The organism is Staphylococcus sp. EG-SA-15 (genome assembly GCF_017151895.1).
Lineage (GTDB): Bacteria > Bacillota > Bacilli > Staphylococcales > Staphylococcaceae > Staphylococcus > Staphylococcus aureus.
Genome location: NZ_JACVZN010000007.1, coordinates 64,642 through 84,425, shown reverse-complemented (window position 1 = coordinate 84,425; position 19,784 = coordinate 64,642). Strand labels below are relative to the sequence as shown.

At 29.6% G+C, this 19,784-nt stretch carries 25 protein-coding genes and 1 pseudogene; 17 read left to right on the top strand and 9 right to left on the bottom strand.

The window, feature by feature from the left end; translation table 11 throughout:
* Window positions 1-575 precede the first annotated feature (575 nt).
* Together IDG64_RS05675 and scn are read left to right on the top strand one after the other, a co-directional pair.
* A pseudogene (locus IDG64_RS05675) lies at window positions 576-914 on the top strand (SH3 domain-containing protein); the annotation flags it as partial.
* 510 nt (window positions 915-1,424) lie between these two features.
* Window positions 1,425-1,775 carry a complement inhibitor SCIN-A gene (gene scn / locus IDG64_RS05670; RefSeq protein ID WP_000702263.1) on the top strand — a complete coding sequence of 117 codons (351 nt, stop codon included), beginning with the start codon at window positions 1,425-1,427 and terminating at the stop codon, window positions 1,773-1,775.
* A gap of 52 nt (window positions 1,776-1,827) precedes the next feature.
* Here scn and IDG64_RS05665 read toward each other — a convergent pair whose 3' ends face one another.
* The 4 genes from IDG64_RS05665 to IDG64_RS05655 form a co-directional block, all read right to left on the bottom strand.
* Window positions 1,828-2,088: a hypothetical protein gene (locus IDG64_RS05665; RefSeq protein WP_001791826.1), complete on the bottom strand. Its 261-nt coding sequence runs from the start codon at window positions 2,086-2,088 to the stop codon at window positions 1,828-1,830.
* Window positions 2,067-2,375 (bottom strand): hypothetical protein, encoded by a 309-nt coding sequence (locus tag IDG64_RS15515; RefSeq protein ID WP_001789576.1) that lies wholly within the window; start codon window positions 2,373-2,375, stop codon window positions 2,067-2,069. Before IDG64_RS15515 ends, IDG64_RS05665 begins: the two co-directional genes overlap by 22 nt.
* Window positions 2,376-2,398: 23 nt before the next feature.
* Window positions 2,399-2,578: a hypothetical protein gene (locus IDG64_RS05660; RefSeq protein WP_000669791.1), complete on the bottom strand. Its 180-nt coding sequence runs from the start codon at window positions 2,576-2,578 to the stop codon at window positions 2,399-2,401.
* 371 nt (window positions 2,579-2,949) lie between these two features.
* Entirely contained in the window at window positions 2,950-3,147 is a 198-nt protein-coding gene (locus IDG64_RS05655) for a phospholipase (protein WP_000239610.1), read from the bottom strand.
* Window positions 3,148-3,535: 388 nt separating this feature from the next.
* On the opposite strand from IDG64_RS05655, the gene eap reads away from it, so the two are divergent.
* Complete coding sequence (gene eap, locus IDG64_RS05650; protein ID WP_001823221.1) at window positions 3,536-5,281, top strand: extracellular adherence protein Eap/Map; 1,746 nt, start codon at window positions 3,536-3,538, stop codon at window positions 5,279-5,281.
* A 14-nt stretch (window positions 5,282-5,295) separates the two neighbouring features.
* On the top strand, window positions 5,296-5,586 hold the full coding sequence (locus IDG64_RS05645) for an MAP domain-containing protein (protein ID WP_000671712.1): 291 nt from the start codon (window positions 5,296-5,298) through the stop codon (window positions 5,584-5,586).
* Between the two features lie 323 nt (window positions 5,587-5,909).
* Here IDG64_RS05645 and IDG64_RS05640 read toward each other — a convergent pair whose 3' ends face one another.
* The gene (locus tag IDG64_RS05640; RefSeq protein WP_001068523.1) at window positions 5,910-7,196 is read right to left on the bottom strand and encodes an aminotransferase class I/II-fold pyridoxal phosphate-dependent enzyme; all 1,287 of its coding nucleotides are present in this window, start codon (window positions 7,194-7,196) and stop codon (window positions 5,910-5,912) included.
* Between the two features lie 199 nt (window positions 7,197-7,395).
* Between IDG64_RS05640 and IDG64_RS05635 the strand changes: the two genes are divergently transcribed.
* The 7 genes from IDG64_RS05635 to pmtD all read left to right on the top strand — a co-directional run bounded on the left by IDG64_RS05635 (window position 7,396) and on the right by pmtD (window position 11,735).
* Window positions 7,396-7,494 (top strand): Trp-rich small protein, encoded by a 99-nt coding sequence (locus tag IDG64_RS05635; RefSeq protein WP_000990056.1) that lies wholly within the window; start codon window positions 7,396-7,398, stop codon window positions 7,492-7,494.
* Between the two features lie 242 nt (window positions 7,495-7,736).
* Window positions 7,737-7,913 (top strand): SE1626 family protein, encoded by a 177-nt coding sequence (locus IDG64_RS05630; protein ID WP_000681968.1) that lies wholly within the window; start codon window positions 7,737-7,739, stop codon window positions 7,911-7,913.
* Between the two features lie 258 nt (window positions 7,914-8,171).
* Window positions 8,172-8,552: a PSM export ABC transporter transcriptional regulator PmtR gene (pmtR, locus tag IDG64_RS05625; protein ID WP_000691587.1), complete on the top strand. Its 381-nt coding sequence runs from the start codon at window positions 8,172-8,174 to the stop codon at window positions 8,550-8,552.
* The gene (gene pmtA / locus IDG64_RS05620) at window positions 8,549-9,445 is read left to right on the top strand and encodes a phenol-soluble modulin export ABC transporter ATP-binding protein PmtA (protein WP_000991304.1); all 897 of its coding nucleotides are present in this window, start codon (window positions 8,549-8,551) and stop codon (window positions 9,443-9,445) included. Before pmtR ends, pmtA begins: the two co-directional genes overlap by 4 nt.
* Window positions 9,446-10,126: a phenol-soluble modulin export ABC transporter permease subunit PmtB gene (gene pmtB, locus IDG64_RS05615; protein WP_000645736.1), complete on the top strand. Its 681-nt coding sequence runs from the start codon at window positions 9,446-9,448 to the stop codon at window positions 10,124-10,126.
* Window positions 10,123-10,995: a phenol-soluble modulin export ABC transporter ATP-binding protein PmtC gene (pmtC, locus tag IDG64_RS05610; protein ID WP_000763045.1), complete on the top strand. Its 873-nt coding sequence runs from the start codon at window positions 10,123-10,125 to the stop codon at window positions 10,993-10,995. Before pmtB ends, pmtC begins: the two co-directional genes overlap by 4 nt.
* On the top strand, window positions 10,995-11,735 hold the full coding sequence (gene pmtD, locus IDG64_RS05605; RefSeq protein WP_001221651.1) for a phenol-soluble modulin export ABC transporter permease subunit PmtD: 741 nt from the start codon (window positions 10,995-10,997) through the stop codon (window positions 11,733-11,735). The genes pmtC and pmtD overlap by 1 nt, the downstream gene beginning before the upstream one ends.
* A gap of 65 nt (window positions 11,736-11,800) precedes the next feature.
* Here the strand turns inward: pmtD and IDG64_RS05600 are convergent, their stop codons facing one another.
* Entirely contained in the window at window positions 11,801-12,364 is a 564-nt protein-coding gene (locus tag IDG64_RS05600; protein WP_000182842.1) for a thioredoxin family protein, read from the bottom strand.
* 120 nt (window positions 12,365-12,484) lie between these two features.
* Here IDG64_RS05600 and IDG64_RS05595 point away from each other — a divergent pair, with 120 nt between their 5' ends.
* Genes IDG64_RS05595 through IDG64_RS05585 form a run of 3 tightly spaced genes read left to right on the top strand, consistent with a single transcriptional unit; the run spans window position 12,485 to window position 14,465 of the window.
* Complete coding sequence (locus IDG64_RS05595) at window positions 12,485-13,009, top strand: membrane protein (protein ID WP_000966288.1); 525 nt, start codon at window positions 12,485-12,487, stop codon at window positions 13,007-13,009.
* 59 nt (window positions 13,010-13,068) lie between these two features.
* The gene (locus IDG64_RS05590) at window positions 13,069-13,626 is read left to right on the top strand and encodes an HAAS signaling domain-containing protein (protein ID WP_001033971.1); all 558 of its coding nucleotides are present in this window, start codon (window positions 13,069-13,071) and stop codon (window positions 13,624-13,626) included.
* Window positions 13,623-14,465, top strand: a complete 843-nt coding sequence (locus IDG64_RS05585) for a DUF4097 family beta strand repeat-containing protein (RefSeq protein ID WP_000713071.1) — start codon at window positions 13,623-13,625, stop codon at window positions 14,463-14,465. Before IDG64_RS05590 ends, IDG64_RS05585 begins: the two co-directional genes overlap by 4 nt.
* A gap of 56 nt (window positions 14,466-14,521) precedes the next feature.
* On the opposite strand, the gene IDG64_RS05580 is transcribed toward IDG64_RS05585, so the two are convergent.
* Window positions 14,522-15,562: a C45 family autoproteolytic acyltransferase/hydrolase gene (locus tag IDG64_RS05580; protein WP_001188074.1), complete on the bottom strand. Its 1,041-nt coding sequence runs from the start codon at window positions 15,560-15,562 to the stop codon at window positions 14,522-14,524.
* A 450-nt stretch (window positions 15,563-16,012) separates the two neighbouring features.
* Here IDG64_RS05580 and IDG64_RS05575 point away from each other — a divergent pair, with 450 nt between their 5' ends.
* A complete protein-coding gene (locus IDG64_RS05575) occupies window positions 16,013-16,186 on the top strand; it encodes a hypothetical protein (protein WP_000267034.1) in 174 nt (57 codons plus the stop codon).
* A gap of 56 nt (window positions 16,187-16,242) precedes the next feature.
* Here the strand turns inward: IDG64_RS05575 and IDG64_RS05570 are convergent, their stop codons facing one another.
* On the bottom strand, window positions 16,243-16,644 hold the full coding sequence (locus IDG64_RS05570; protein WP_000205106.1) for a YolD-like family protein: 402 nt from the start codon (window positions 16,642-16,644) through the stop codon (window positions 16,243-16,245).
* Window positions 16,645-16,913: 269 nt separating this feature from the next.
* Here IDG64_RS05570 and pglS point away from each other — a divergent pair, with 269 nt between their 5' ends.
* Window positions 16,914-17,942 carry a 6-phosphogluconolactonase gene (pglS, locus tag IDG64_RS05565; protein ID WP_206171291.1) on the top strand — a complete coding sequence of 343 codons (1,029 nt, stop codon included), beginning with the start codon at window positions 16,914-16,916 and terminating at the stop codon, window positions 17,940-17,942.
* A 119-nt stretch (window positions 17,943-18,061) separates the two neighbouring features.
* Here the strand turns inward: pglS and IDG64_RS05560 are convergent, their stop codons facing one another.
* On the bottom strand, window positions 18,062-19,441 hold the full coding sequence (locus IDG64_RS05560; protein WP_001021224.1) for an aldehyde dehydrogenase: 1,380 nt from the start codon (window positions 19,439-19,441) through the stop codon (window positions 18,062-18,064).
* A 50-nt stretch (window positions 19,442-19,491) separates the two neighbouring features.
* Here IDG64_RS05560 and IDG64_RS05555 point away from each other — a divergent pair, with 50 nt between their 5' ends.
* Entirely contained in the window at window positions 19,492-19,665 is a 174-nt protein-coding gene (locus tag IDG64_RS05555; protein ID WP_072384913.1) for a hypothetical protein, read from the top strand.
* Window positions 19,666-19,784 lie beyond the last annotated feature (119 nt).

The following is a 19,784-nucleotide window of genomic DNA, read 5'->3' as shown; positions in this document are numbered from 1 at the left end:
ATTCTCATTCATGCACGAATGGTTCTTCCCCACCTAATCAGATATTAGGTGACTTATGGGGAGAAATCAGTTAGGATGAAAAAGTGGATAATCCTTTTTTAGGCAGGTACTTCGGTACTTGCCTATTTTTTTATGTTATAATCTTTCTAGACGTATTCAAAGGACGTCTTTTTAGATTGTATGTTATAGCTAGCTTTCGGGCTAGTTTTTTGCTATGATGTGTTACACATGCATCAACTATTTACATCTATCCTTGTTCACCCAAGCATGTCACTGGGTGTTTTTTTCTTATGATAGAGAGCATAGTTTTCATACTACTCCCCCGTAGTATATATGACTTTAGCATTCCCGTATAATAGTTTACGGGGTGCTTTTTATGTTATAATTAAGTGTATATAGTAGGAGTGAACTATATAGCCTGTTAAGTGGCCTAGTAACCTAACACTTATCCTGCAATTGATATCCTTTTTGCCCTTCACTCGATACATATATCTCAACAACATAGAAATATTACAGTCGCTACACCGCATCTTAAATGGTGTGGTTATTTTTATTGGAAGTGTGTATCAGGTATCAGTAATGTTAAAACACCAGCTAAAAATGAAAAGAATTCACCAGTGCCAGCAGGTTATACACTCGATAAAAACAATGTACCGTATAAAAAAGAGACTGGTTATTACACAGTTGCCAATGTTAAAGGTAATAACGTGAGGGATGGCTATTCAACTAATTCAAGAATTACAGGTGTATTACCCAATAACGCAACGATCAAATATGACGGCGCATATTGCATTAATGGCTATAGATGGATTACTTATATTGCTAATAATGGACAACGTTGTTATATAGCGACAGGAGAGGTAGACAAGGCAGGTAATAGAATAAGCAGTTTTGGTAATTTTAGCGCACTTTGAAAAAAAGTGTGTAAAGTTTCATATGAAGTTAATTAATTTATTATAGAATAGTTTGAAATTATGCTATAATCATTTTAGACACAGCAATGTGTTCAAATTTTCATCTATTCATAAGCTAGCCTTCGGGCTAGTTTTTTTGTGCTATATATTTGTTTTAATTAAATAAAATTAGATAATGCAATAGTAGCCATTTTATGTTAATATTACCTTGGGCGTTTTCAAGGAGCGCCTTTCATTTTTTATGTATTGCTCCCCTTCGGGCTAGTATATTAAATTTATTTTTGCGCTTTCCAAATCAATGTATATGTGTTATATTGTTTATGGGAAGTAGGTAAGCATTTCGGTGCTTACCTTTTTTTGTTTTTCTATAAATACAATAAGGTATGTCAATTTGATAATTTATTAATTTTCATTTAATAAGAAGATCTATATAGTTAATGAATAATTAATGTACTTTTTTTTAGTTAGTCATTAAAATAAATTAGTACTAATTACTAAGGAGAATAAAAAATGAAAATTAGAAAATCTATACTTGCGGGAACTTTAGCAATCGTTTTAGCATCACCACTAGTAACTAATCTAGATAAAAATGAGGCACAAGCTAGCACAAGCTTGCCAACATCGAATGAATATCAAAACGAAAAGTTAGCTAATGAATTAAAATCGTTATTAGATGAACTAAATGTTAATGAATTAGCTACTGGAAGTTTAAACACTTATTATAAGCGAACTATAAAAATTTCAGGTCAAAAAGCAATGTATGCTCTTAAGTCAAAAGACTTTAAGAAAATGTCAGAAGCAAAATATCAACTTCAAAAGATTTATAATGAAATTGACGAAGCACTAAAAAGTAAATATTAAAAAAACCACCCGTAAAAGGGTGGTTTTAATTTTCTAGATAATATAAAAGTGTTCATAAATAAAACAGTATAGGTAAACAATAAAGTATTGAAAAAAGTAAGTTTAATATGAAAATTGTTAAATGAACGACATCTTTTGTTTTTATAAATATCAAGAAAATAATCAAACTCAAAATAAATAACGTAACTGTAGTCATAGGCGTCCATACATAATCAGCATTAGTCATTAAGAATGGTGCGGCCATTATGAAAAAATTTATAATGCAGATGAAATAGACAATTAGACTATAAATTAGGTAAATAACAATACACACCCTTCATAAATAAATAATTTAAATCCTATATATTTTAACAAAAGTAAAACACAGAAGTGTAGAAAATAAAAAATATTGGTAAATAAAATCAATAAGTTTAACCAATATGTTGCTCGCTTCATACCGTATATTGCAACAAAAATTCCGATCAAGAAAAATATAGCCCCTATGATAAAACAGAAATCCGATGCTGAATTATTAAAAAATGAGGTGTTTAGAGTTAGAAAATGAGTTAATGAGTTGACTATAACTAATAAGATATTAATTATATTTGTATGGTTCTTCACATGATACCTCCAAGTAAAAAAATCTAATTAATAAAGTGAATGCTTGATGAACAAGCAGTTATTCCAAACAGAATCAATAAGAAAAGTAGAATCAACATGCTAATGCCCCATAAACAACCCTTTTCACTTTCACTATTATTAATTTCTTGACTTCTTTTAAAGATATTATTACTTTTACATTCTTTAGTTGTTTTAAATTTCACGTTTTTATTACTTCCTTTTGTTTAAAAGTTTACAATGAATTTTTGATTATAATAATATATTCAAAATAGTACTATCTAGTTTGATATGTCAAGCAATATTATTATAAAATTGGAATTCTGAGTTGTCTACTCTAATTTATTATATTTACCTATAAAAATACACCTCAAAAAATAGATTTTTCAGTCTAGCTTTTGGGGTGTACATTCCACACAAACATGTGATTATTTTGATGTTTCTATTAAACTTGTAATTTTAAATTTAAAGTCCCTAAAAAGTCCCTAAAATTTTATTTTATATGAGGTATTATTGATAATGATAAAGTTATAAACCTTGATATTATGCTGTTTTACTTTTTGAATGATAAGTAATTTTATGTTAAAAGTCTCCAGTTTGGATACAAAACGGTCGATAACATATAAACGTTATGACTAACTAACTTCAAATCAGTATCATCTTTCTTAGATTCGGCTTTGGCACTATTGTCAGTAAGTGCACCAACTAATAATAAATTTGCTAATGCAAGTGTTGCAACTTTTTTTAGTGAATTGGATTTTGTTTTTTTCACCATCATTATCACTCCTTTTATATAGCTTACAACAAAATAGATGCAAAATTGATTAACTAAATTTAAATTAATTATTAAATCGAATTTATATTTTTAAGTAAATGTTTTTTGAGTATAAAGATGCTGTAAATATAATTGACAAATATAATCGGAATTAAGAAATGAAGATTGTTATGACATTTAAGTTTGAAACTTGGTATAAACAAAATCAAACAACATTTTAGGTATTGTAAATTAGTTAGTTAATCAAAATTAAAAGAACTTTTAACAGTGTTAAAAAATTATTGTTAAAGATAATTTATTATTAATATTCAGTTAATTCAAAAAATAGAGAAAGTCTGGCTATAATAAAGTTGCAATCACGAATTACATAAAAAAGGAGAGATAATTTATGAAATTTAAGTCATTGATTACAACAACATTAGCATTAGGCGTTATAGCATCAACAGGAGCAAACTTTAATACTAACGAAGCATCTGCCGCAGCTAAGCCATTAGATAAATCATCAAGTACATTACACCATGGACATTCTAACATCCAGATTCCATATACAATTACTGTGAACGGTACAAGCCAAAACATTTTATCAAGCTTAACATTTAATAAGAATCAAAATATTAGTTATAAAGATATAGAGAATAAAGTTAAATCAGTTTTATACTTTAATAGAGGTATTAGTGATATCGATTTAAGACTTTCAAAGCAAGCGGAATATACGGTTCATTTTAAAAATGGAACAAAAAGAGTTATCGATTTGAAATCAGGTATCTACACAGCTGACTTAATCAATACAAGTGACATTAAAGCTATCAGTGTTAACGTAGATACTAAAAAGCAACCTAAAGATAAAGCTAAAGCAAATGTTCAAGTGCCATATACAATCACAGTGAACGGCACAAGCCAAAACATTTTATCAAACCTAACATTTAATAAAAATCAAAATATTAGTTACAAAGATTTAGAGGGTAAAGTTAAATCAGTTTTAGAATCAAATAGAGGTATTACTGATGTTGATTTAAGACTTTCGAAGCAAGCGAAATATACAGTTAATTTTAAAAATGGAACGAAGAAAGTTATAGATTTGAAATCAGGTATTTACACAGCGAATTTAATCAATTCAAGTGATATTAAAAGTATCAATATTAACGTAGATACAAAAAAACATATCGAAAATAAAGCTAAAAGAAACTATCAAGTTCCATATTCAATTAATTTAAATGGTACATCTACAAACATTTTATCGAATCTTTCATTTTCAAATAAACCTTGGACAAATTACAAAAATTTAACTAGTCAAATAAAATCAGTACTGAAGCATGATAGAGGTATTAGTGAACAAGATTTAAAATATGCTAAGAAAGCTTATTATACTGTTTATTTTAAAAATGGTGGTAAAAGAATCTTACAGTTAAATTCAAAAAATTACACAGCAAACTTAGTTCATGCGAAAGATGTTAAGAGAATTGAAATTACTGTTAAAACAGGAACTAAAGCGAAAGCAGACAGATATGTACCATACACAATTGCAGTAAATGGCACATCAACACCAATTTTATCAAAACTAAAAATTTCGAATAAACAATTAATTAGTTACAAATATTTAAACGACAAAGTGAAATCTGTATTAAAAAGTGAAAGAGGTATCAGTGATCTTGACTTAAAATTTGCGAAACAAGCAAAATATACAGTATATTTCAAAAATGGAAAGAAACAAGTAGTGAATTTAAAATCAGACATCTTTACACCTAATTTATTTAGTGCCAAAGATATTAAAAAGATAGATATTGATGTTAAAACAGGGTCAAAAGCGAAAGCGGATAGCTATGTACCATATACAATTGCAGTAAATGGCACATCAACACCAATTTTATCAAAACTAAAAATTTCGAATAAACAATTAATTAGTTACAAATATTTAAATGACAAAGTGAAATCTGTATTAAAAAGTGAAAGAGGCATCAGTGATCTTGACTTAAAATTTGCGAAACAAGCAAAATATACAGTATATTTCAAAAATGGAAAGAAACAAGTAGTGAATTTAAAATCAGACATCTTTACACCTAATTTATTTAGTGCCAAAGATATTAAAAAGATTGATATTGATGTAAAACAATACACTAAATCAAAAAAAAAATAAATAAATCTAATAATGTGAAATTCCCAGTAACAATAAATAAATTTGAAAACATAGTTTCAAATGAATTTGTGTTCTATAATGCAAGCAAAATTACAATTAATGATTTAAGTATAAAACTTAAATCAGCAATGGCAAATGATCAAGGGATAACTAAACATGACATAGGACTTGCTGAACGCGCAGTGTATAAAGTGTATTTTAAAAATGGTTCGTCAAAATATGTAGACTTAAAAACTGAGTATAAAGATGAAAGAGTATTTAAAGCAACTGACATTAAAAAGGTAGATATTGAACTTAAATTCTAATCTTTAATTTTATAATAAGGCATCTCACAATCGTGGGGTGCCTTTTACATTTGTAGAGATGTGATGCTTGAATGTTTGAAGTGATTTGCCAAAAGTTATATAAATTGGTTCTATAATAAATCGGACTGATAGAAAAAGTTTTTTACTTTTCATCTGTCCGATTTTTTGATTTTGTTAGGAGAGATGTATAAAACTAATTAGGTATAGTGTTTGACAAGTTGCTGAATAAAATATATCTTATGATACTTTGAAAGAAGGAATAATTTTAAAAATAAAAAACCAATAATCCGAGTCATACTCATCAGATTATTGGTTGAAATTAATTATCTTAAGTCATCAATCGCTTTAGCAATTGAATCAAATACATGTGGGATATCTTCTTTTTCTACACAGCTAAACGCAATACGAATATCTGTTGCATTAAGTGCAATAACACCAATTGAATATTTTTCAATTAAATGTTTACGAAGTTCTTCAGGGTCAACATCATGAACTTTTATTGCCATAAAGTATCCAGAGTTAAAGTCATAGGCTTGCCAATGTGAATGATATTGATCAGCATAGACAACTTCCTTAGTGACTTCATAGCGTTCTTTTAATGTTTGAATATTTTGTTCGATTTCTTTATCGAATTGTTTATTATTTTTTAATACATGCTTAACAGCGCTTTGTGTTGGAAGAGGTCCACTAGAAATGTTACTTCGTATAAGACCTTTTACTTTGGCTTCTAATACTTCTTTAGTTGTTTGATCAGACGTTCCAAATGTCATAAACCCAACACGGAATCCCCATGCGAAAAATTCTTTTGTTGCACCATCTAAACGAACAGGTAATATTGCATTTGAATTTAAATTAGATAATGCAGTAAATAATGATTGAGTATACACATCTTCATAGAATAAACCATAGTATGCGTCATCCACAACAGCTATAACTTTTGTACCTTTATCAGCTAATGCTTTAATTGCATCGACGATGGTAGTCACTTCTTTATGCGTAGGTGTGTAACCTGTCGGATTATTAGGATAATTTAAAATCATAATGACTTTATCTTTATTGTATGATTGTAAAGCTTCTACAAGTGAATCAGTAGTATAATGCCCGTCTTTATCAAAGATAGGATATGTTTGAAGGTTTGCACCATTTCTCGTATTGAAAACAAGTTTGTAATTACCCCAATTATGATCTGGTAACAAGATAGTGTCACCTTGATTTACAAATAAATCGCCAACTAAAGATAAACCATGTGTTAATGCATTCGTAACAATTGGTAGTGACATGTTGTCGATTGATAGCTCTGGATTGTCACGCAACATTTTTTGTTGCCATAAATCACGTAATTCTTCGATGCCTTGTGGTGGCGCATAAGGGAATATTTCATCTGGAGTTAAATCATTAAACATTGCATCTAAAGATGATGCAAACATTTTTCCGTCTTTGTTTGTCGCCATACCTATAGTTGCATTATATGTTGTACTCTTTGCTTCAGCAGATTGAGATAAAATGCCTTTTGGATAAAACATATTTTGACCTAAGTCAGATAACATTGCAAAGGCAGTTGCATTTGACTGTTGAAGTTGTTCATTTAAGCTTTGGGCTAAAGGATTCATTATTGCTTAACCTCTCTTTAAAAAAATTGTATGCCTATATATTATCTTCAATTATACCAAAGATAAAGTGTTGTTGGTGAATTAACGAATAATATGTAAAATCTGCTGCCAAAATACGAACATATGTTCTGTTTTTATGTTAGAATAGGTGTAGGTCATCCTTCAGTATGATACTTTAGTCGAACGGAGGTGTAGTGTAATGATGTGGTGGCAAGAAGGGATGATGACACTTATTACAGGTGGCTTACTAATTATTTTTCGACTTTGGTTAGAACTGAAATGGAAAAATAAAAAATGATCCTACACACATAAATAACCCCAAGTCTGCTGGTACCAGACTTGGGGTTGTGTAGTATAATTCTGCGGATACACTTAAATAATATCATTGAACACAATATATCGCAATCAATAATCATTTTGATTGAATGGTTTTGTTGCGCTATTTTAGTTGAAAGTGATTAGTACCTTGAACTTTTGAAATTCAATAACTTATTAAAAAAATTTATATTTGTTATAATGTCGATGTTGAGGTGAAATAAATTGAAACATCTAACAAAAATATTTGTAGTACTTGCAATTATTTTATTTATTATTGGTTATTATTTACAAGCAACTAATCATGAAAGCCAAGGTATAAAATTATTATTAGCAGCGATTATGTTTATGATTTGTGCTTTTATAAGTAGAAGTAATGATCGACGTAAAAATAGTAAATAGAATTGACTGTTTAAAACGATTGTTTATGTTGACGCTACGGTTGTCACGTAGAGATTAAAGACATTCGTTTTAGCAGTCTTTTTTATTGAAGTAGACAATGCAAGATTAAATGGTAGTGTCATTTCATTTTATTCAACTGCTAGTAATACAATACTCAGTGTTATTTCTGAAGACTGGTTGATAATGAGACATGCATATTTACAAAACTGTGTATATTGTGTATATTGTATATATACAGAAAGTGATAGGGGGACGTTGATGAAAATAATTTTAAAAAACAATAGTGATTTTCCGATTTATGAACAGATTAAGCAACAAGTAAAACAAAATATTTTAAAGGGATATGTTGCTCCTGGAGAGCATTTGCCGTCAATGAGAGAACTTGCCAAAGATCTTCAAGTAAGTTTGATTACTACCAAACGTGCTTATGAAGATTTAGAGAAAGACGGTTTTGTTACAACAATTAGAGGAAAAGGGACCTTTGTTAAGGAGCAAGATAGTTCTATTTTAAAAGAGAAACAATTTTTTACCATTGAAAATTTGGTTAAAGAATTGGTTAATGAAGCGCAAGCCATCGAAATGTCACTTGAGGAACTTCAAGATATTTTAACGTTCATTTATGAGGAGGAATCATCATGAATGCCATAGAATTAAGTAATGTTAATTATTCAAGTGATCAGTTTAATTTAAAGAATATCTCTTTCAAAGTTCCTCAAGGATTCGTCACTGGTTTTATTGGTAGAAATGGCGCTGGTAAAACCACAATAATAAGGTTAATTATGGATTTGTATCAACCACAAACTGGTGTTATTAGAGTATTAGAAGAGGATATGGCTCTCAATCCGATAGAGTTAAAGAATAGAATTGGGTTTGTTTACTCTGAAAATTATTTTAATGAGAGATGGACTACGAAGCAACTTGAAAAAATGATTGCCCCTTTTTATCGTAAATGGGACCATCAAGTATTTGAATTTTATCTTGAAAAGTTCGATTTACCAATCAATAAATCAATAAAAACATTTTCGACTGGGATGAAAATGAAATTATCACTAGCAGTTGCATTTTCACATCATGCTGAATTGTATATTTTTGATGAGCCTACTTCAGGTCTTGATCCCTTAGCTAGAAATGAGCTATTGGAGATAATTCAGCAAGAATTAATTGATGAAAATAAAACAATATTCATGTCGACACACATTATCTCAGATTTAGAAAAAATAGCTGATTATATCATTCACTTAAGTGACGGTGAAGTTATCTTAAATGGTTCAAAAGAACAACTGTTACAAAGATATCAAGTTGTGAGTGGAGCCCTCGAAGATTTAGATGAAGAATTGGCTGCTTTGCTGATTTACGAAGAACATAAGCGTACGGGATTTATAGGATTAACAGAACATGCGCAAGTATTTAAAGAAATTTTAGGTCAAAAAGTGAATATCACTACACCTTCTATTGAGAATTTAATGGTTTATCTTGAAAAGAGAAAACCTAAATACCATGAAAACATCAAATTGATGGAAGAAGGTTTTTAAATGAAGGCACTGTTAATTAGGAATTTTAAATTACGACGATATACACTTATCATCTATGTTCTATTATTAACCTTATATCCTATTTATGTAATGCTTGACTCAACAAAGTTCTTTTACCTATTGCAATCTTTTATTAGTCCAACAATATTGATTATTTGGATTTTAGATGCTGGTCACTTATTTAGACTCAATCGTAGATTAGGTGGTAATGATTCATATTATTTTTATATGAGTTTACCAGTGTCAAAAAAACAATTGCTTAATGCCAACTATATTACATGCATTGTTTTAACATTAATTGGAACGCTTGTTATTAGTTTATATGCTTATGAAGCAGATGTGATTGAACCAAATTCAATCTATTTTTCAACTGCATATGCATTTGTCATATCTAACTTCTTGTCTATACCAATTGCATTTAGTCAATTTACAGAATTGCGTAGAGTCAAAGTGCCATATGGTATATACGTGTTTACTATTATCATTTTAGTTCCATTTTTATTTTCAATTGCAATAGTGTTGGTGAATTATTTTCTTCTAAGTCAATCATCATTCCCAGATTTATATTCATATATTTTAAATATTGGTTTTCTAATTATAAGCATTGTTATACTTATTGTTAATTATTTTAAACAGCTCAATAAAATAAATACTAGAAAATTTAAAGGAGGCAGTCGATGAAATTAGAACATATTACAAAAAAATACGGCTCAAATGTCGTTTTAAATGATATTGATTTTGACTTTGGCGATAGTAGAATTGTCGGATTAATAGGAAAAAACGGTGTTGGTAAAACAACCGTTATGAAAGTAATGAATGGTAATATTATTAAATTTGATGGAAAAGTAGATATTGATAATGCAGATAATATCGGTTTTTTAATTGAGCATCCTAAATTATATGATAATAAATCAGGATTGTATAACTTGAAATTATTTGCACAAGTATTAGGTAAGGGTTTTGATAAAGCATACACAGACAAAATTATAGATGCATTTGGTATGAGACCTTATATTAAAAAGAAAGTTAAGAAATATTCAATGGGGATGAAGCAAAAATTAGCAATTGCAGTATCTTTAATGAATAAACCTAAATTTTTAATCTTGGATGAGCCTACAAATGGTATGGATCCAGATGGCTCAATTGATGTGCTGACTACAATTAAGTCTTTAGTAAATGAACTTGATATGAGAATTCTAATATCAAGTCATAAGTTAGAAGATATTGAATTAATTTGTGATAGAGCTGTATTTTTAAGAGACGGACATTTTGTTCAAGATGTAAACATGGAGGAAGGTGTTGCATCTGACACAACGATAGTTACTGTTGATCATAAAGACTTTGATAGAACTGAAAAATATCTTGCAGAGCATTTCCAATTACAAAATATCGACAAAGCAGACGGACATTTAATGATCAATGCACAAAAAAATTATCAAGTTATACTAAAAGCATTATCTGAATTAGATATTTATCCGAAATATATTGAAACACGTAAAAGTTCATTGCGTGATACGTACTTCAATATAAATCAAAGAGGTGATAAATAATGAGAATTTTAAATTTAGTTAAGTATGATTTTTATAGTATATTTAAAAGTCCTTTAACATATTTAGCGATACTAGTCGTATCTAGTTTGATTGCAACTCAAAGTATACTTATGGCAAATTCGATGGATAACCCGAAACATATTATTGTCTATGGATCTGTATTTGCTGCAGCAAAATGGTTATTGTTAATAATTGGATTAATGTTTGTTGTTAAGACAATTACGCGTGATTTTTCACAAGGTACAATTCAACTATATATGAGTAAAGTTAAAACACGCGTTGGATACATTATTTCGAAAACAATTTCAATTATTTTAATTTCAATATTATTTGCATTAATTCATTATGTGATTTTGATTGTTGTGCAGGCATCTAGTAATGGAAAAAATTTGGCGTTTTCTAAATATGTAGATAATTTATGGTTCTTCCTAATCTTTTTACTATTCTTTGGCTTGTTTTTATTCTTAATCACACTTGCATCACAAAAAACAGCAATGATATTTTCATTAGGTGTATTTTTAGTACTCATTGTACCGTTTATTAAACCTTTTATTACATTTATCCCAAGATACGGTGAAAAAGTTTTAGATGCTTTTGATTATATCCCTTTTGCTTACTTAACTGATAAAATGATTAGCTCTAACTTTGATTTTAGCAATTGGCAATGGGTAATTTCATTAGGTTCTATAGTGATATTCTTCATTTTGAATATCTTATATGTCGCTAAAAAAGACATTTAATAAAAATAATTTTGAGGTTGGGAATTTTAAATTTTCCCAACCTCAAAGTTTGTCTTATTGTAAATTTATTTATTTTCTAATTTATTTAGGATGGAATTATAAACTGCTTTCCAAAATGAAGCGTCAGTTTTATAGCGGTTTGATATAACTAAGTGTGTTTCTTTTTCTAAATCTGCATAGTCTGGATGATCTTTGCTCGGTAATTTATCAGCACGAACATCAGTTACAAATTTTTGGACTTCATTTGCTCTTGGTCCCCAAACTGTTTCTTGTTCGAATTGATCATTCAAGAATACGAAGATAGGAATTGCACGTGATTTACCATTTGTTAAATATTGATCGATCAGTTTTGTATCATCATCTCTATGGAACACGCGTACTTCTAAATTTAATGCTTCACTGATGTGTTTTAGAATTGGGAGATTCATCATTGCATCTCCACACCAGTCTTCAGTAATTACTAATACTTTAGAATAATTCATCTCTTTTATTTTTTTGATGCGTGAATCATCTTCTGGTAACTCAAATGATTGATAGATACTGAGAACGGTATCTTGATTTGTCTTCATTCCATCAATGTATTCATTTAAGGGTTGGCTATTTTTGAAATAAGTTTCTAAATTTGTCATTGTAAAAACCTCCTTTAGCATTTACAACATTATACCAATTTATAGTAATAAAAGGTAATGAAATAAATTAATTGCAAATTCTTTGTTAATTTTTGTTAAGGATGAAACGGGAAGCACCTTATGCTATATTTAAATAAGTACAAAGAAAGGGTGACATCAGTGCGTATTCAAAATCGCTGGGTTGTGTTTATATTATTTTTAATCTGTTCTTTTGGTGTATTAATTGGTTTATATCAATATCGTCATACGAAAACTGTGGATTTGTCTAATCTTGAAATAAACGATATTAAATTAAATGAGAAGTTTGATAAAAAAGGCTATGAAGTAAATAAAAAAATTAAGTTTGATCGTTTTAAATTTTATAACAGTAAAGCTCACCCTGATCTTACCGTTAAAGTGAGAGAAAAGGATAACATCGTTAAGGGGATAATATTAGTAAGAGATGAAAAGATACATACTAATTTTGATGGGGGAATTGGTTCGCCGATAAATAACGCGATTGAAAATCTTGGATTCGGATATAAAAGAACAAAAGTTGGCAATGATTTCTCATCGGTAAAGTATATTGATAGAGATAACCATTTAAAATTAAACTTACTTTATCAAGATTTAGAAATTAAACGTATTGAATTTTTTAGTAAATAGCTTTAGGTCTTAAAGTTATAAAAAACGAATGAATAATTTTATTGGGATGAGTGACCTATATGAACAAGATTACTTATTTAAATGAATTAGAAACAGCACTTGATGCGCTACCTAGGCATTTAAGAGATCAAAAAATGTATGAATATGAACGTTATTTTTATGAGCAAGAACTTAATGGCGTTGATGAAGGGGAAATTTTAAAGAAGTTAAAAGACCCACAAGATGTTGCAGCTGAAACAAAAGCTAGAAGTGTTATTGATTATGCTGAATCTAAACCAACATTTGAAAATATTTCAAGAGCTGTTGCTGCTTCATTAAGTTTAGGCATTCTATCTATTTTTGTCATCCTTATACCAGTATCTATAGTTGGATTATTTGTATTAGCATTATTTTTAATATCACTTTTGCTGCTGTTTTGTCCAATTATTTTATTAGCATCAGCAATATCCAGAGGAATTGTGGACTCAATTAGTAATGTATTTTTTGCCATATCATATTCAGGATTAGGATTAGTATTTATCATTGTCATATTTAAGATTTTAGAATACATTTATCGTTTAATCTTAAAATATTTACTTTGGTATATTAAAACTGTCAAAGGAAGCGTTAGAAAATGAAGAAATTCTTTTTTATTGGGCTTTTAGTGTTTGTTGTCTTTTTTACAGCAGCAACCATTATTTGGTTCAGCTATGATAAAAACAAATATGGTACTAAACAATATGATAAAACATTCAAAGACGATGCTTTTGACAATGTATCTATAAATTTGGATAGTACAGAACTTCGTATAAAACGGGGGAATCAATTTAGAGTTAAATATGATGGTGACAATGATATATTAATTAATATAGTAGATAAGACGTTGAAGATTAGTGATAAAAGGTCTAAGACAAGAGGATATGCAATTGATATGAATCCTTTTCATGAGAATAAGAAAACGTTAACGATTGAAATGCCTGATAAAATGATTAAACGTTTAAATCTATCATCTGGGGCAGGAAGTGTTAGAATCAGTGATGTTGATTTAGAGAACACAAGTATTCAAAGCATTAACGGTGAAGTAGTTATTAAAAACTCAAATCTTGACGCACTAGATTCAAAGACAAATAATAGTTCTACTTATATTAGTAAAAGTAACATTAAAAATAGCAATATTAAAGTTGTTATTGGTACGCTACAAATCGACAAGAGTCAAATTAAACAATCCATATTTTTAAATGATCATGGTGACATTGAATTTAAAAACATGCCATCAAAAGTAGATGCAAAAGCTTCTACTAAACAAGGAGATATTCTTTTTAAGTATGATAGTAAACCTGAAGACACTATACTAAAGCTAAATCCGGGAACGGGTGATAGCGTAGTTAAAAATAAAACATTTACTAATGGTAAAGTTGGGAAAAGCGACAATGTTTTAGAATTTTATACGATTGATGGTAATATCAAAGTTGAATAAATAAAGGATGTAAGCACCGATATTAGGAAGCATAATTTCTCTAATATCGGTGTTATTTATTTGTTGGCAAAAGTTAAGTCGGTATCTATATTGCCAGTAAAGTGAGTGATATTAAGGTCTTGACCATCTAACCATGATTTGAAATCTATTATTTCTGGTGGCGCATTTTCTCCCAATGTAAAATATGCAGTTAATGTTTCAGGGTGATACATTGATGTATGGATGGTGCCAGACCAGCTTTTGAATAGTTTACTGTAAATTTCATACTGAGGATTATTGAATAACTTAAATGCTGTAGTCATATCTAAATTATCATTAGTTTGTGAAATGGTACGCGCCAGTCTTTCTTTAGATTCTTTTGTATAATTGCGATTTTCATGTGTTAATATTTCAAAATGATTTGTACATATATTATCATAACGAACATCTATTGATCTCGGCGTCACTTCAACAATTGCATGGTTCAATGATTTGTCCATCAGTATGTAGCTAAATGAGCTTCTGTGTGGTATTTCTTTCAATAATTGGATTGCTTCTGTTACATTTCGGCAATTTTCAAGAATTAGACGACCAATCATATAACATACAAAACCATTTGCTGGTTTCTTCCGGTGCATAAAGTTATAGCCCATAGTTAATCCTGACTCATTCATACCATCCATTCTTCCAGTTACCCTTGATACAGGACCAATTTGAGCTAAACCGCTATCTGTAGGTTGATAAAGTAAGTAGCGACCATCATAAGTTGCAGGGTGGTAATCATAATTTCTAACCATGAAGTCTTTGCCTTGAAAGACCGTGCAACCACTTTCTTTTAAATCGGTAAAACGATAATGTCCAAAGTTTAAAATAATTTGGCGTGTTGGCATTTTGAGTATACTTTGTAGTCCCATTAATTCTTCCCATATTTGAGGTGCGTATGTTTGGAATATTTGATAAGTTTCATTTACATCTATATCGAAACGTGGGACACGTTTTTTCCATTCTTTTTCTCGATTTTTTAGAAGAGGTGTTTGTTGAAGCCATTTACCAGTTTTAACACCTAACTCGAAATGTGAACCTCTAAAAGTCATAATATCTGATGTCACTTGTTGCATATCATCGGCCCCTTTCTTTTTAGTTGTAATATATTGTAAATAAATAGTAATCGTATGTATATTGAATGTCATGTTAAATAAAGTTATATTTTACTAAATGAAATATAAAATTGTTTGAGGTGATTTCTCGGTGTATAAGACTTATCAATCAGTTAAAACATATTTTTATAGATGGTGGGGATATTAAGTTAAAAACTTAAAATCATCTTATCATAAATAACAATCTTAAGTTAGCATTCACGATAATAGTCATTGTTAACATTAGCATATAAGGTCATGTCACGTTGAAACAGAGGTTCCTCGGCATTTTTGAAAATAATCATTAGCTTGCTCGCTATATAATTTGATGAATATATTTCGTAAAAGTGGGTATTTATTTAATGATTATTCTATATATGATAGTATAATGAAATGTAGATAGGTATTTAATTTAACAGAGGTGAAATTGAGATGTGGAATTTTATTAAATGTGTGTTTAAATTCGTATTTAGCTTAGTTGCTATTACAACATTAGTTGCTGGTGTTGGTGTAGTAGCATTTGCTTATATCTTTAAAAAAGATTTTGAAGATATTGAAAGAAAAACTAAAGAAATTATTTCTGATATCGAAAGTAAAAATAACTAATAACATTTAGGCAAGGACAATATAGATTGTTCTTGCCTTTAATTATGTTCAAAGCATTAAGGTAACAAGACAATATCTAAGATATCAAAGATAGAAATTTTTTGACGTTGTTGCTGATTGTAAACATAACCATCAATTTCATAATTAATAGCATCAATACGATAAATGGTTAAGCGTACTGAATCTACAAAGCCATTATTATAAAATTTAACTTCTACAGGTTGGGCATATTGTAGCGCCTCGTGTAGCCGAATGTTTAGCTCAGCCAATTGATCATCTGATAATACAGGACGTGTAATTTTGTTTTGGTCGATAATGTATTGTTGAATCGTTTCGAATTGTTCGGGTAATGTTGCAAAAGGAGCCCATTTAATCATGCCTCTTCCCATAGGTATATTGTTATCTAGTAATTCTCTTGGAACGTTACGATAATCAGTTTCTTCTTCATAACTTGTCATCCTTAATTCACCCCAATCTGATAATTACATTATACGAACATGTGTTCTATTTTGCAACAAAAATTTTGTGGAAGCATAAACGCGTTAATAATTAATGCTCGTGTAAGTAAAAAAGAGGGATTAATTAAAATCGAATAATGACATATCACAGCAAATAGTTCTTTTAAAGTAGTTAAATAGTTTTAGCTTTAAGGAAATGATAAATGATTGTTAATTCTAGCTAAAATTTAATAAAATGAAAATAAGACTAACATGGAGGGGTAAAAGTAATGACAAATGGATATATTGGTTCTTACACTAAAAAGAATGGTAAAGGGATTTATCGTTTTGAATTAAACGAAAATCAGTCACGTATTGATTTATTAGAAACAGGATTTGAATTAGAAGCGTCTACATATTTGGTGCGTAATAATGAAGTTTTATATGGAATCAACAAAGAAGGAGAACAATGCGGTGTTGCAAGTTTGAAAATTGATGACAATGGTGAATTGCATTTATTAAATAAATGTTTGTCTTCAAAAGCTGGTACAGGTTGTTATGTATCGATTTCAGAAGATAAACGATATTTATTTGAAGCGGTATATGGTGCTGGCATCATACGTATGTATGAATTAAATACGCACACAGGTGAAATTATACGTCTAATTCAAGAACTTGCACATGGTTTTCCAACAGGTACACATGAAAGACAAGATCATCCACACGCACATTATATTAATCAAACTCCAGATGGTAAGTACGTTGCAGTAACAGATTTAGGTGCTGATCGTATCGTTACTTATAAATTTGATGACAACGGGTTTGAATTTTATAAAGAATCTTTATTTAAAGATAGTGATGGGACAAGACATATTGAATTTCATGATAATGGAAAATTTGCTTATGTCGTACACGAATTATCAAATACTGTGAGCGTTGCAGAATATAATGACGGTAAATTTGAAGAGCTCGAGCGTCATTTAACAATTCCTGAAAACTTTGATGGAGATACTAAACTTGCAGCAGTGCGTTTGTCTCATGATCAACAATTCTTATATGTATCTAATAGAGGGCATGATAGCATTGCAATTTTTAAAGTTCTTGATAATGGTCAACACTTAGAACTAGTAACAATTACTGAAAGTGGTGGTCAATTCCCAAGAGATTTTAATATTGCCTCATCAGATGACCTTTTAGTTTGTGCTCATGAGCAAGGAGATTCAGTTGTAACTGTTTTCGAAAGAAATAAAGAAACAGGTAAAATTACGCTATGTGATAACACTCGTGTAGCATCTGAAGGTGTATGTGTCATATTTTAATCTTTAATTAATCATGATAAAAAGAAAACCATGTTTCCAAAAAATTTGTGTATACCTTGAAATTTATTGTTTTCAAGAACATCAAATTATGGAAGCATGGTTTATTTTTGTCTCAAAAATTAATTTTTAAAGAAAGCTTTGATGTATTTAAATTTACCTTTATATGGTGGTAAATGGACACCTGATTCTAATCGTGTAGATTTGAAAATGTAGCTTTTTTCATGTGTAAAAGTGTCGAATGAATATTTACCATGATAGCGTCCCATACCTGAGGCGCCAACACCACCAAATGGTAATTTAGGATTCGCTAGGTGCATCAATGTATCATTAATAGCGCCGCCGCCAAATGATAACTCGTTTATTACACGTTGCGTAGCATTTTCATCTTCGCTAAATAAATATAAACTCAAAGGTTTTGGTCTTTGGTGAATAAAGGCTATTGCTTCATCCAATGACTGATACGTTAAAATCGGTAAGATAGGACCAAAAATTTCTTCTTGCATAATTGCTGAATCATTTGTAACGTGATCTAACAATGTTGGTTCTATATAACGTTCATCCTCATCACTATGACCACCAAATACAATATTCATTTGTGCACTGTTAAGTAATGACGTCAGACGATGATAATGTTTAAGGTTTACAATGCGGCCATAATCTGGACTTTGTTGTATATTTTGACCATAAAATTCACGCAACGTTTTTGATAGGGCTGTGATTAAATCATCTTTTACAGATTCGTGTACTAAAATGTAATCAGGTGCAACACATGTTTGGCCGGCATTAGTGAATTTCCCAAAACAAATGCGTTCACTGGCAACCTTAATATTCGCTGTTTCATCAACGATGACTGGAGATTTACCGCCCATTTCTAATGTCACAGGAACTAAATTTTCGCTGGCAGCTTGATAAACGATTTTGCCTACATTTTCACTTCCTGTAAAGAAGACATAGTCAAAAGGTAAGTGAATTAACGTTTGCGTTTCTTCAATTCCTCCCTCAATAACTTCAATGTAATTTGCATCAAATGTTTCATTGATTAATCGTTTAATCACTCGTGCAACGTTTGGTGTCAACTCAGATGGTTTAATAATTGCTGTATTACCTGCTGCAATAGCACCGATTAAAGGTTCGAACACTAGTTGAAAAGGATAGTTAAATGGTGCAATGATCAAAACTGTTCCATAAGGTTCTTTTTTGATATAGCTTTTTGTTGGAAATAAATATAAAGGTGTGTCTACATTTTTTGTTTTAGTCCAGTTTTTAAGTTCCTTACGGGCATTTTTGATACTTTTCAAAGTTATGCCAATTTCAGTAGCATAAGCTTCGACTTTATTTTTTCCTAAATCTGTATATAGTGCTTCTAAAATATCGCTCTCGTATGATTTAATAGCTTTGCTTAACTTCTTTAATTGCTCTTTTCTAAAACTAATATCTTTAGTTTGTTGTGTATTGAAAAAAGCTTTACTGTCATAAAATTTTTGCTCAATGATATTCATAATGAAAAGAACCTCCTTATATGATTATTTTGGAAAAGTGAGTAATTGATTTGAATGTTGTGGCCGTTAATTTTAAATGTTCTTTTGAATTATATATGTTGAAAGTTGAAAATAGAGCGATGAATCGTGTACATAATAATATTTATAACTTTAATCATAACGAAAAAGGTAGGAAGAAAACAAAAATTTATACTCAACATCGCAAATATTTTAAGAAAATGTAAAGACAAAAGGGGAATTGTATAGAAATCACTAATCTGTGGGTTAGGATAGCTAAAGGAATGAAAACTGCTATTGAAAAGGTTGTAAATTAGTCAAACGTAAATAAAAAACAGTTCATTGA